General features: G+C 65.1%; 12 protein-coding genes. 5 read left to right on the top strand and 7 right to left on the bottom strand.

The genetic code is table 11. The annotated features are described in order from the left end of the window. Positions 1 to 602 precede the first annotated feature (602 nt). A complete protein-coding gene (locus ACL03I_RS31255; protein ID WP_412807633.1) occupies positions 603 to 1,073 on the bottom strand; it encodes an RDD family protein in 471 nt (156 codons plus the stop codon). Positions 1,074 to 1,654: 581 nt separating this feature from the next. On the opposite strand from ACL03I_RS31255, the gene ACL03I_RS31250 reads away from it, so the two are divergent. Next, a complete protein-coding gene (locus tag ACL03I_RS31250; protein ID WP_412807632.1) occupies positions 1,655 to 2,248 on the top strand; it encodes an RDD family protein in 594 nt (197 codons plus the stop codon). Between the two features lie 139 nt (positions 2,249 to 2,387). Here ACL03I_RS31250 and ACL03I_RS31245 read toward each other — a convergent pair whose 3' ends face one another. From ACL03I_RS31245 to ACL03I_RS31225, 5 genes are all read right to left on the bottom strand, one after another. Further along, on the bottom strand, positions 2,388 to 2,876 hold the full coding sequence (locus ACL03I_RS31245) for a hotdog fold domain-containing protein (RefSeq protein ID WP_364425435.1): 489 nt from the start codon (positions 2,874 to 2,876) through the stop codon (positions 2,388 to 2,390). A gap of 27 nt (positions 2,877 to 2,903) precedes the next feature. After that, entirely contained in the window at positions 2,904 to 3,551 is a 648-nt protein-coding gene (locus tag ACL03I_RS31240; RefSeq protein ID WP_355078103.1) for an enoyl-CoA hydratase/isomerase family protein, read from the bottom strand. Between the two features lie 11 nt (positions 3,552 to 3,562). Further along, a complete protein-coding gene (locus ACL03I_RS31235; protein ID WP_355078104.1) occupies positions 3,563 to 4,180 on the bottom strand; it encodes a TetR/AcrR family transcriptional regulator in 618 nt (205 codons plus the stop codon). Positions 4,181 to 4,353: 173 nt separating this feature from the next. Further along, on the bottom strand, positions 4,354 to 4,863 hold the full coding sequence (locus ACL03I_RS31230; RefSeq protein ID WP_355078110.1) for a putative immunity protein: 510 nt from the start codon (positions 4,861 to 4,863) through the stop codon (positions 4,354 to 4,356). Continuing rightward, positions 4,860 to 5,459 (bottom strand): putative immunity protein, encoded by a 600-nt coding sequence (locus tag ACL03I_RS31225; RefSeq protein WP_397278293.1) that lies wholly within the window; start codon positions 5,457 to 5,459, stop codon positions 4,860 to 4,862. The genes ACL03I_RS31230 and ACL03I_RS31225 overlap by 4 nt, the downstream gene beginning before the upstream one ends. A gap of 572 nt (positions 5,460 to 6,031) precedes the next feature. On the opposite strand from ACL03I_RS31225, the gene ACL03I_RS31220 reads away from it, so the two are divergent. From ACL03I_RS31220 to ACL03I_RS31210, 3 genes are all read left to right on the top strand, one after another. Further along, positions 6,032 to 6,931 (top strand): AraC family transcriptional regulator, encoded by a 900-nt coding sequence (locus ACL03I_RS31220; RefSeq protein ID WP_412807631.1) that lies wholly within the window; start codon positions 6,032 to 6,034, stop codon positions 6,929 to 6,931. Positions 6,932 to 7,077: 146 nt separating this feature from the next. Next, the gene (locus ACL03I_RS31215) at positions 7,078 to 7,458 is read left to right on the top strand and encodes a peptidase inhibitor family I36 protein (protein WP_364425428.1); all 381 of its coding nucleotides are present in this window, start codon (positions 7,078 to 7,080) and stop codon (positions 7,456 to 7,458) included. Between the two features lie 242 nt (positions 7,459 to 7,700). Then, entirely contained in the window at positions 7,701 to 8,942 is a 1,242-nt protein-coding gene (locus ACL03I_RS31210) for a lipase family protein (protein ID WP_412807630.1), read from the top strand. A 671-nt stretch (positions 8,943 to 9,613) separates the two neighbouring features. Here the strand turns inward: ACL03I_RS31210 and ACL03I_RS31205 are convergent. After that, the gene (locus ACL03I_RS31205) at positions 9,614 to 10,498 is read right to left on the bottom strand and encodes a hypothetical protein (RefSeq protein WP_412807629.1); all 885 of its coding nucleotides are present in this window, start codon (positions 10,496 to 10,498) and stop codon (positions 9,614 to 9,616) included. A gap of 456 nt (positions 10,499 to 10,954) precedes the next feature. Here ACL03I_RS31205 and ACL03I_RS31200 point away from each other — a divergent pair, with 456 nt between their 5' ends. Continuing rightward, positions 10,955 to 12,274: an FAD-binding oxidoreductase gene (locus tag ACL03I_RS31200; RefSeq protein WP_355078116.1), complete on the top strand. Its 1,320-nt coding sequence runs from the start codon at positions 10,955 to 10,957 to the stop codon at positions 12,272 to 12,274. The last annotated feature ends 75 nt before the right edge of the window (positions 12,275 to 12,349 follow it).

The raw sequence follows: 12,349 nt of genomic DNA, 5'->3' as shown, positions 1-12,349 counted from the left end.
ACGGTTGGGCCGGAGTTGACAGTTCGGCGTTGGATTCACGCGCTGCGGCCCGCGGGATAGCCCGACCATCCACCTCCCGCCGCGTTCTGCCTCGGCGCCATCACCGAGAGGGGCCTCCGAGGTGGGCAAAATCGGGCGGCAGCCGTGACAATCGAGATCGGCCGACCGCCAGGCCGAGCAAAAGCCGGGCAGGCTGCTGATGGGGGCACGGGGATGGGAAGACGACGTGGTCGCCGCGGGTCGGATGCGGCGGCGTTGATGTTCATGGCCGCGGTCGCCGCGATGGTCGCTGCACCCAAGGTCGCGGACATCGCCGAACGGCAAGCCGTGGCACTCGCATCTGCGGGGGTGTGCGCGCCGGCCGTCGCCGGCTGCGCGGCTGCGCTGGCGGTATGGCATCGCCGCCGGGTACGTGCTCGTGATGACGCGCGGGTGCTGGCGGCGTTACGGCAGAACTCGCTGAGTCCCTTCGAGTTCGAGGAGGCGCTGGCGGCGTGTGTCGGAGGGACGGCTGCACCGATGTCCGGGTCGTCGGCGGATCCGGCCGATCCGGGCGCCGACGTGATCGCACCGTCCGGGCGAAGGCAACCAGCGCGCTCGCGTCAGCGCTTGACCACCTGCGTGCCACCCGCGAAGTTGTCGTGCCACCCTTGCTTCGTCGAACTCGCGGTCACTGTGACAGCGATCGCGATGGCCGCGAAGAACCAGAAGATACCGCCGACCCACGGAATCAAGTTGAACAGCATGTACGCGTTGCGTTTCGCCGATTCCACGACATTCGGCTTCGTCGCGCCACCGGCCCCGGTGACATGCAGTCCGAGGAGCTTCTTGCCCGGCGTCGACCCGGTCACCACCTCGAAGAATACGAAGTACAGGAACCCGAATCCGGCGCCAGGAAGAATCGAAACCCATCCCGGCAGGTCGGATACCCGTTCGAGCACCCAGAACAGTAATCCGCCGATGATGCCGGCAATGATCCAGTCGATGAATCTGGCCGCGGCACGGCCTCCGATGCCGGCCGCAGCGACACCGACCACCTGCCCCGGATTCTGGCCGTACCCACCCGCAGTCATCATTCCTCCTCATATCGATCCCATGTCCGACCGCGCACTCACCCGCCGGACTGGCGCGTCGCCCGAAAACCTGTCACTCAGGACATTGCACAGATCGCAGCGACCACTGTAGACCGAGAGTACCGACTCCAGTGCACTATCGCCCGTTCGCCGGACGTGAATTCATCTGCTGCGCAACACTTCTGAAATTGGATACTGAGCCCGCCCAAGTCTCCTCGCCTCGGTGGCGGCGTTCAGGTTGCTCTTGTGACCTGCCGCCACGGCGATCCAGTTTCGGGCGATCCACGGCTACTGCTGTTGCGCAGTGTCCGCCGCGCCTCGCGACCGAACGCGTCACCACCGGACAGACCCTGCTGGATCAGCCCTTACGCCTCGCCGACGGACAGCACGCCGTCCATGGCCGAATCGATCAGCGCATTGGATCGATCGCCACTCGCGGCTGCCTTGACCGACCTTTCAACTCACGCTCCCTTTGTCAGTTGAGTAACGAAGCGCAGGGGCGCGGCGATTGCGACACAGTACCCAGAGCCGCTCTCGCCGAGGGCAACTCGCCATCGAAGAAAAGTCACAGATGAGGTCAGATGCCCTACGAATCCGCTCCGTTCTTCCGGCGTCTCGCCGCACGGCTCCTCGACCTTGCTTTCTGCCTGCTACTCACATTCGTCGTCGCCGTACCCGTCGGAATTCTGTTGGTCCCGGTCGCCTTGCTGACGACCGAAGCCCATGAAGCGGTGGTCTACGGATCAGCGGCGTGGCTGTGCTACTTCATCGCCTACGTTGGATTGGAGGTCTTTCTGTTGATCCGACGCGACGGACAGACTCTCGGCAAAGGGCTTCTCGGACTTCGGGTAGTACCTTCTGGAGAGTGGGCTCGGCCAAGGCTGGAATTGCTGCCGGCAGCCTCGCGCATGCTGATCATCTTCCTGCCGTTCGTATTCATGTCCCTGTCGGGATCGAATCCGGAATCAGCCATACTCAATGGGTTCGCCGTTGTCGGCTTCCTCGCGCTCATTGTGAGCTTCTTCCTCGCGGCGAATCCCGCGGGAAAACGCCTGGCCCTGCACGATCTGGCAACTGGCAGCCGGGTGGTACGCGCGGCCAAGCGAAAGATCGACTGGAAGAACGACATCCCCATGGTGCTGCCGGGCCGCGTGGACATGCGAAAGCGACCGTAGGCCAGTCCGTTTCGGCCTCGAAATCGCTGAACCGGAGCACAAGAAATTGTGCACTCCAACCGAAGCGGTCTCGAGGCGCCGTTTCTGGTCACCTGGTTCGCGCAGCGTGGTGCCAGGGGCTTGTGAGCCGGTGTGGGCGTCAGCGTTTCTTGGAAACGTGCATGGTGATCCGGGCGGTGACGAAGGCTTTGCCGTCGGCGTCGAGGATATCGACCGGGACGACGAGTTCGGTGGGTTCGTCGCCGAAGTCGGGAATGGGGTCGAGGGAGGCGACGGCGGTCACTGCGGTGGTTGCCTTGGACTTGTATTCCACGGTCATGCCGACCGGGATCCACCGGTGGGTGGCGGGGATGGTGGCGTCGGTCATCATGCCGCCGGCGAGCTCGGCCATGTTGCACGAGGCGATGGCGTGGTAGGTGCCGAGGTGGTTGTGGACGCTGCGCCGGTTGGGGGCGCTGACCCGGCACAGTCCGGGCCGCAGCTCTTGGAGAAGGGGGTGCACGCTGCGGAAATAGGGGGCTTTGAAGCAAAGCGCCTGGGTGAAGAACCAGTTGCCGAATGGCAAGCGCTGCAGTGTGTTCCAGAGCGCGAGATTGGTGCCGGCCGGCTTGTCCGTGGTGATTGTCATCGACGGTCTTCCTCGGTTCGAGCGGTGTCAGCGCAGTGCGGTGGTGACCGCGCTGTACATGGTGGTCTTGATGGCGGCGAGGGTGGCGGGGTCCTTGCCGAGAATGGGGGTGAGCCGGGTTATGGAGGTGGTGAGGACCTCGGTATCGGCGGCGGTGGCGTCGACGAGCCCGGCAGCCAGGGCGTCCGGACCGTTGAAACGGTAACCGGTGGTCATCGCTGTCACGGCGGCCTGGGGGCCGAGCTTGGCCTGGATGAGCGCGGCCATGCCTGGGGTGAAGGGGATGTTGATGTCGACCTCGGGAAAGCAGTAGTAGCCGCGGTCTTCACGCATGACGCGGTAGTCGTGGGCGGTGGCCAGCATGGCGCCGGCGCCGAAGGCGTGGCCGTTCACCGCGGCGATGGTGGGCAGCGGGAAGGTGAGGATGCGGGCGAACAGTTTCTGGACGCGGCCGACGTACCATTCGGCGCGGTCGCCGTTGGCCATCAGCCAGTCCAGGTCGAGACCGTTGGAGTAGAACTTGCCGCTGCCGGTGGTGACCAGCCCTTGCGCGTCGCGCTCGATAGCGTCGAGGTGGGTGTTGACGGTGTCGAGCCAGTCCGGGGAGAAACGGTTTTCGTCGTCGCCGAGGTTCAGTACGGCGATCTTGTCCTGGTAGTGCAGGTTCGCGGTCATGGTGTTTCCTTTCACTTCGTTGTGGTGGGGTGCAGGGGTACGGCCAGTACCGCGCGGACCGCCGCGGCGAGGCGTTGGCGCACTGCGGTATCGGGGCTCCGGCGGCCGCGCAGCAGCAGCGCGGTGGGCAGTTCCACCACGCAATCACGGATGACGGCGACGGCCTCACGGTCGGCGCGGTCGAACACGCCGCGCGACAGATTTACGAACAGCTCGGTCAGGGTCTGATCGAGTCGGCGTAGTTGCTCGGCGATGTCGTCGGGGATCTCGCTGGAACCGAGGAGTTCCCGGCGGGGCACGGTCAGCAGGAAACGCCCCGAAACCGGCTGCTGCACCAGGAATTCGGCAGGGGCGTCGGCGGCCGCGACGACCGCCTCGACGGCACCCCCGTGCGCCAGTGCACGATCCGCGGCCTCACGCTGCAAAGTCAGAAACCGCTGCGCGGCGCGCAGCCAGACACGTCCCATCAGCCCGGCGCGGGAGCCGAAGGCGTGATAGATCGCGCCATTGGACACCGACGCGGCCTCCGAGAGCGCGCGGACGGTGACCGCAGCGGGTCCGGAGTCGACTGCCAATCGTTCTGCGGCATCCATGAGCTGATCCAGAGCGTGTACACGAGGACGGGGCATGGCCGGAGCATAACAGAGCATTCGCTCCGTAACTACGGACAGTCTGTCGATGTTGAATTTCCCAGCTGAGGTGGAAGCCCGCACGCACCGCGTTCGCGGTCCCTTCGAAGACCGGATCACCCTGACCGGAAACTGCCAGGACAGCGGTCGATACGGCGGAGATGCTGTGCGGCTCAGTCGGAGAAGACCGACCAGCAGATGCTGTTGCGCCGGGCCTGGTCTTCGAGGACCAGGGCGCGGATGGGGTCGGTGAGCTGGTCTCGCTGCCAGTCACGCTCGATCCGGCCCGCCTGGGGATTGCCGGGATGCGCGCTTCGAACGGCTTTGATCGCGTAGGCGGCGGCACCGAGGTCGTGTTCGGCGACGTGTCCAACGCATGCGGCTTGTCCGGCGGCGTAGGCGGCGAACCGGGCCGCGCCGGTCAGCGGGCGGGCGGCGCCCATCGCGTGTCCGCCTGCTGCCCGGGCTTGCATCATCGGCATGTCGCCTCGCGCCCACGCTCTGGCGGCGGCGATGGCGTCTCGTGGGCGTGGATCGTCGGGCTGTTCGTGCTCGAAATGGCCGAGAACGTGCTCGGCGCATGCCGCCGCCCACAGCGCGAGCAGCTGATGGTCGGCATCGGTCAGGCGGCCACCCCGACGGATCGTCACCATCCGGGGGTCTCGGACCTTGGGCAGGATCATCGCCGCTCCGCCCCTCGCTCGTGCCGCGGTGACGGGGTGCGCTCATCTCGCAGGCGGTTGTCGAGCTGGTGCACGAGCTGGCTGACCCGGTTCGTGCCGGCGCCGATCCTCGGATAACGACGGAGGACGTCGATCACCAGTGGCGCCGCGAGGTCGACGATGCGCTCGACCGAGTCGCCGTATTCGTCGCTGGGGCGCAGCTCGAATACTCGGATGGTGTGCGCAGACGCGCGCAGGATGTGGTTGACCTGAGCGGCATCCGCCAGCGGATGCAGATACGCCGATGCGGCGGCATCGCCCGCGGCCATCGCGGCGTGAAACGGCACGGGCGCCGCCGCTTCTCGCCCAGCACGGTGGGCGGCAGGTGCCGTCACCCGCTGGGCGCGAGAGCGGCGGCCTCCGTGGACGAACGCGGCTGCGGCGGCGAGCGCGTCGCGGGGTCTGCTGTCATCGGGGTGACATGCCTCGAACAGCGGAAGTACCTGCTCTGCCGAGGACATGGCAAAAGCCGTCACTGCCCTGATCTCGTCCATGGTCAACGCGAAGTCTGGGGTGCGTTGCTTGCGCCGGAGGGGAGGCTCTGACCGGAGGTTCACACCCTCCGATCGTAATCTTGAACGTTCGATTGAATGTTGTGGTCACCTAACCAGGGGATGCGACCGTAAACCCTCAAAGCGATGCCACGTCAGCCGCGAATGACCGGACAGCCGAAACGAGCATCCCCACACCTGAGACGGGCCCACCCGTCCAGCGCCGCTTCCACGCCATCGGACCACCGACCCCTGGTCGGAGGTGTCTACGGTCAGCTTCACGTTCGGGTTGATGACGCGCAGGAGCGCTTCGAAGTCGCCGCCCAGGGAAGGCTCGGACGATTTCTCGATGATCACGACCGAGGCCCGTCGGCTGATCTGCGGCTTTGACGTTGCGACGAGCCCGGCTGGCGATCATCTTGGTGGCATCGGTCGATCCACCCAGGATCTCGCCGATTTCCTGGAATGTGAAACCGACTGCGTGCCCGCAGGTTTCGGCGGACAATACCTTAGATATCCACTGATCCAGGCCCGTTCGCGCGGTGCCTGCTGCTTGGAGGGCAGTCGGGATGTTCGTAGAACCGCTGTCGAGGCATCGCTATTTTCGGACCGCCGACCCCGAGGTGGCCCGGGCGGGGATGAGCGGCATTCTGCGTGAGCACCGGCTCGATCCGAGCGCCTCCACCATGGAGGCCAGCTGCAATGTCGTCCGGTACGGCGATGTCGGCCTGGTCTACAAGCATTACGGGGTCCAGGTTCGGATCCGGACCGAGCCCATCGAAACCTTCCGCCTGGTTCAAATACCGCTGGCCGGGTGGGCCCGGGTGCTCAACGGGACCGCGGATATCGCCTCCGACCCTGCGGTGGCCTCGGTTCCGGACCCGGACGCGCCCCTGGACATGAACTGGCATGAGAGCAGCAAGCAACTGCTCGTCCGATTCGACCGTGCCGCGTTGGACGACCATTTGCGGCGGATGCTGGGCCGGCCGCCGGATCGTCCGCTGCGGATGGCCGTCGCCATGCAATTGCGGTCACCCGCCGCCCGGACCTGGTTCGAATCGCTGCGCATGCTGCAGGACGACGCCGAAGGCCCCGGCCTGTTCCTGGATTCGCGGCTGCGGCCGCAGATCGAGCAGCTGATGATGTCCCAACTCCTGCTGGCCCAGCCGAACAGCTATACCGAGCTCCTGCTCGACGACGCACCCGGAAAGTCGACGCCGCGTCCCATCCGCCTGGCCGAACAACTCATCACCGACCATGCGCACGAAATGCTCACCATCACCGACATCGCTGAGGCAGTGGGACTTTCGGTGCGGAGCCTGCAAGAGGGCTTCCGGCGATACCTCGACACCACACCGACGGCGCGATTGCGTGAAGCCCGGCTGGTGGGCGTGCACATCGCGCTGGCCGCCGCGGACCCCACCATGACCACCGTCGCGGCGGTGGCCGCGGACTGGGGGTTCTGGCATCTGGGCCGTTTTTCAGCCCTGTACCGACGGCGATGGGGTGTGCCGCCGTCGGTGACGCTGCGCGCCTGAAACGCCGCGCCGCGCCGATCCCGCCGCGCAGCCCGGATAGAACTCGCGCGAGGTGGATAGTCGCGGGCGGTCCGGTCCACCCATCATGAGTGCGGCGCATTTCCGCCGCACCGATACTCGATCCCATCGGCTTCGAAGGGTCAATCATGTTCTCACTCACATTGTTTCGTCGTCTCAGCGTCGCGGCGGCGGCTACCCTCGCGGTCGCTGGATACGGCGCGGCCCTCGCGCCGGCACCGGCGTCGGCGGCTTACGACTGCCCGGGCGGACTGTTCTGCGGCTACGACCACCGCAACGGCACCGGCATGTTCGTGCAGGTCGACAGCAACTGCCTGCTGCACGACATCGGCAACGAAGGAAATGGAGATCGTCTGAGCTCGTACTGGAACCGCACCGGGAAGACGGTCGGCGTCTACAACTGGACCGGTCAGGAGTGGCAACTGCTCGTCTCGGTCCCCGACAACAGCAAGGGCAATGTGCCCGCCGACGGTGACAACAAGGCCGATGCCCTGTGGGTCTGCGGCTGAGTTCAAATTTACAATAATCGGTAAACCCTCTCGGCGCGCAGCCGGGAGGTTTACCGACCGTCCGCGGGCGACGACGTCAGGTCGCGGCCAGGCAGATTATTCGCCCGCAGGTGTGGTGGATCGTCTAGACTCCTATACACAGCTACCGGTTCGGGATGTTCTGTCCCGACTCGGCGTGTGAATTCGCGTCACCGCTTTCTCCTCTCTGTTTCGGATGAAACTCATACGGTAAGGAGCGGTACATGACTGCACAATCCACGACGATCAATGAGCCGTCTCTGCAAGACAAGATCACATACCAGCTGTGCGAGTACGCGAATCTGGTCAACAGCATCAGCAAAGAAGACGGCGACCTGGAGGACACCCTCTCTCAGAAGATCCAGCAGTATCTCGACACCAACCGGGACGTCATCGGAGGGTGGGAGATCGTCTGGGGTCCGGGAGTCGCGCTGTTCGACACCGACTTGTACGCGGTCAACGCCCTGTACATGGTGCGAAGCACAGAGGATCGCTCCCGGTACGTGATCGCGATGGCCGGCAGCACCGATGCACTGGTGTTCGACTGGCTCGTCGAGGACTCCTTCATTCTCCAGACGCCGTGGTTCGCGAATAATGGCGCCTGGCACACGATCGGCACCGCTATCGGGGTGAAAACCCTCCTCAATATCAAGCCCTCAGGCCAGCGTCCCGGCGCCGGTCACACGTTGCCCGAGTTCCTGAGTTCGCTCGGCGACAAGGCGATCGACCTGACCGTCACCGGCCACAGCCTCGGCGGCGCCCTGTCACTCACGCTGGCGCTGTTCCTGCGCGACACCCAGTGGCTTTGGGACAATTCCGAAAAAGCCAGGATCAGCGTGCTCTCGACCGCCGGACCGAGTTTCTGCAATCAGGAATTCGTCAACTACACCACCCAACGCCTGCAACGAGTTCGGCGCTACGCCAACGACCTCGACATCGTCCCGCACATGTGGAACCCGCCCGATATCGATGGCGCCAAGGCTCTCTACTCCAAGAACAACCAGCCTGCTCCCGGTGGTATGCAGGTTCTGTTCGAAGTGCTCAAGATACAGGCGTCCGTATCAGGCCAATACGCACACTTCGACCCCGCGAGCGGCGTGTTCCACGGCACGTTCAACGATAAGATCAATCAAACGCAAGGCTCGACGCCGGATGATTTGTACTTTGCGCAGGTCGGGTACCAGCACATAGGCGGCTACCATGAGTTCTTCGAAATCGGAGGCGTGCAGTGGCCGCAGGGCGTCGTAGCCCTCCCGCCGGTCGGCACCGACGCCGTGATGAACCGGGTCTCGGCCTTGGCCGGTCTACCGCTCGGCGACGGTGCCGGAAAGGTGCTGGCGAACCATCGGCCGGCGACCGTCCCGCTCAACGGACAGCCCGTGGAGCTGCCCACCGACCACGAGAGCCCCGAAGCCAAGAACTTCGTGGACCGCGTCACTGCCGAGTTCAACCCCACCTCCGCATGAACTGATGTCCCGTGCCCCGCCTCGGTGGCACGCGAACTTCGATCCGGTTCAGTGCGAAAGGGCTTCAGCGGGACAGGACGTGGCGGTCGATTCCGGCAGGCAGTCTCGGCGACTACAGGTAAGTCGACGAGGTCCGGCGTCGGCAGTCGGCCGCCACGACTAGCCTGTGTCTCCCAATGATTCGAGCCATTCGATGATGAGGGCCAGGACGAATCCGTATGCGATCGGCGACCTGGTCGCGGCATTGGGGAATCACAGTTCGCGGTACAAGAGAGTTCGATCCGACGCTGCGGCATCGCATATGCGGCCAAGGTCGGAATCCTGCCCGTCCCAGCAAGAGCACTCGCAGCCTGGGATCGCAGACCGGGCCTACTCCCTGGGACTGCCCGCGAGAAATCGGCGTCGAAAGCTGTGAACTCTTTTGAACCCGCAAACTCCTGCAAATTCTCCGCGTCTGAGTACGGATGTTCTCCAGACTGGAGGTGTTGGGTCTGGCGGCTGGCCGGCCGACACCACCCGCCAGGCCCAACCCCGCGACACCACGACACGCCTGAACGGCCGTTTAGGAACATACGAGTAGGTCGGATCTACCATGCCTGCCGTCTCCAGACCTTTTCGTGAGATCGTCGTGCACCTCGGCTGCACGCCCTGGTCGAGCTCTCGCCGACATCTCAGTCCTTCGGCGCGGAGTTGATTGTGTCGCCGTACCAGCTCAGATCCGAATTCTCGGCGACCTCGAAGGCCTCGAAACGATCGTCGGCCACAACCGCGTCGATCAGAGCCCGTGAGCCGGCGACGATCGTGGAGTCGAAGTCGATCTCGCTGGCCACGACCCATGCGTGGTCGGCGGGCCAGAGCAGCTGGGGCGTCACTCCGGGGAAGTCGGTCGTCCATCCCAGGCCCGCCGCATGCACCCAGCTGGGGTCGGCGAGTTCGGAGAGACTGGTGTCGAACAGCATGAAGTCGCGTCCCGGCCACCGCAGGAAAGGCCCTGTCCGGACCGCTCGTCTGACCTGTGGCGCGACAGACGCTGCCAGCTCGGCGTCGATTCGAGCTCGCTCGCGCTCGAGGTTCTGCGGATCGCCGTCGGTGGACGCGACGAACACCGCACCCGAGGATGTGTTCAGCTCGCCGAATCCATTCCACACTCCAGCCGTCACCTCTTCCGGTGCCTCGGTGGCTGCGCGAAGGTGGACGGTGAGCGCGGCCAGCAGACTCGGGTCGAACCACCCCTCGACGGTCTGGCCGACTCTCCAGCCGTCATCGAACGACATCGCCGCTTCGTCCTCATCGTCGGTGAGGTTGCGCCACTGCACCAGCGGATGCATCACTCTGCCGTTGCGCACGGCGACCTCGGCCCACGGCCACTTCACCTCCTCCACGATCTCGGGACTACCCCACTCGTCGGTGACCGTGACATCGCGGCGGGTCGCCTCGACCGGGTGCAGGATCCGCGCATAAGCCTCGAAGCCGGTACCAGCGACGCCGCCGACCCCGTGTTCGCCGACGCGCGCCAGCAGCCACCCACCACGCTCGAAATCCGTTGTGAACTCCACCCAGCCAGCCTAATGAGCCATACCTGTCGGGCAGCTCCATCTCTGGAGGCTGAGTAACACGCAAAGGGGACGCGCGTAACCGACACGGCCCGAGTCCGAATCTTACTGAGTCACGCCTTCGGGCGGTTGTGATCGTCCTCGATTGGCGGGTCGGAACGCACCGCCACGTCACCCGTTACCGTTCGGAAATCGAGAACGAAGGACTGCCCGGCGGTTGGCGGGTAAGAGTTCCATGGGGAGCCCGGTATTGGCGTAGCCGATCGAGAGGACTTGGCCTTGAGTGATCTTTCTCGCCGTGACCTGCTCAGGACGTCGACGGCCGTCGGCGTAGGAGCAGTCGTTGTTTCGGGCCTCACAGGCGCAGACACGCCGGATATCGCGGACGCAAGCGTCCCCGAAAAAAGCCCGGGATGCCCGCCCGCGACGCTGACCGGCCACATCGTCCGACCCGGTGACGTGTCGTACACGGAGGCCCGACTCGGCTGGGATCAGCTCTTTTCGCACTATCCGCTGGTCATCGTCTTCGCGCAGGACACCCAGGACGTGGTGAACGCCCTGACGTGGGCGCGGCAGCACAACGTCGCGTTGCGGGTACGCAGCGGCCGCCACGCCCTCGAGGGCTGGTCGAACGTCGACAACGGCATCGTGATCGACGTCAGCCGGCTGAAGTCGGTCCGGATCGACCCTGGCGCTCGTATCGCGACGGTCGGCGCCGGGCTGAACCAGCTGGAAGCGGTGACGACGCTCGCGAAGCAGAATTTCGCGATCACAACCGGAAGCGAGGGCAGCGTAAGCGTGTGCGGTGCGACGCTCGGCGGTGGCCTCGGGCCACTCAACCGCTGGCTCGGCATGGCCTGCGACAGCCTGATCGCGGCCGAGGTCGTCGTCGCGTCGGGTGACGACTGCGCCGAGGTGATCAACGCGGACTCGCAGCACCACTCGGACCTGCTCTGGGCGCTTCGCGGCGCGGGCAACGGCAACTTCGGGATCGTCACCCAACTCACCTACAAGGTGTATCCGCTCGAGCATCTCGCCTATGTGCAGGCGACATGGGATGGACTCGGGGACCTGTACGGGGTCTTCGAGGCGTGGCAGCGTACGGTACCGTCCGCCGACAGCCGTCTGGGTTCCGAGCTCGAGGTCCACAAGTCCCAGATCCTGCTGTCCGCGTGGCTCGTGGAGGGGGCGGCGGCACAGGCCACCGAGATGCTGGCCGCGATCCTGTCGGTCGGCCGCCCCGATGTCACGGTGCAGGTCGGTAACTGGGGCGATATTTTCGCGGGAGCCCAGGTCCCGCTCCCGCGAGAGCCCGCGAACTGGAAGTTCTTCTCGCAGTTCGTCAAAGAGCCGTTCCCGAAGAAGGCGATCGACATCATCGGCGACTTCATGCGAAACGCTCCCACAGAGGACAGCAACTACTTCGTCGATGCCTTCGGTGGGGCGATCAAGTCGGAACCCCCTGGCGGCACGGCGTTCGCGCATCGTGACGCGCTTTTCTACGGTGAGATCGGCGCAGCTTGGGGGACTCGTTCAACACAACCAGGCGCCAGCGACCCGCTGACCTCGCAGGCCCAGGCCTGGACCGCCGAGTTCAGCCAGGCGCTGCGGCCCTACGCGGACGGCGCCTACGTCAACGTACCGAACGTCGGAATGCAAGAGTGGGGAACCGCCTACTGGGGCGGACAGCACTTCGAGCGGCTGCGCACGATCAAAGCGAAGTACGACCCCCACAACATTTTCCAGTACGAGCAGAGCATCCCGCCCGCATCACACTGATCGACAGTCAGTCATGACTGTTCCGCAGACCCGGACCGACCCGACCTATCTCCGTGAGCTGCCGTGACATGCCGG

This window comes from Nocardia sichangensis (genome assembly GCF_047200615.1).
In the GTDB taxonomy this organism is placed as follows: domain Bacteria; phylum Actinomycetota; class Actinomycetes; order Mycobacteriales; family Mycobacteriaceae; genus Nocardia; species Nocardia sichangensis.
This window is presented reverse-complemented; position numbering and strand designations above follow the sequence as displayed.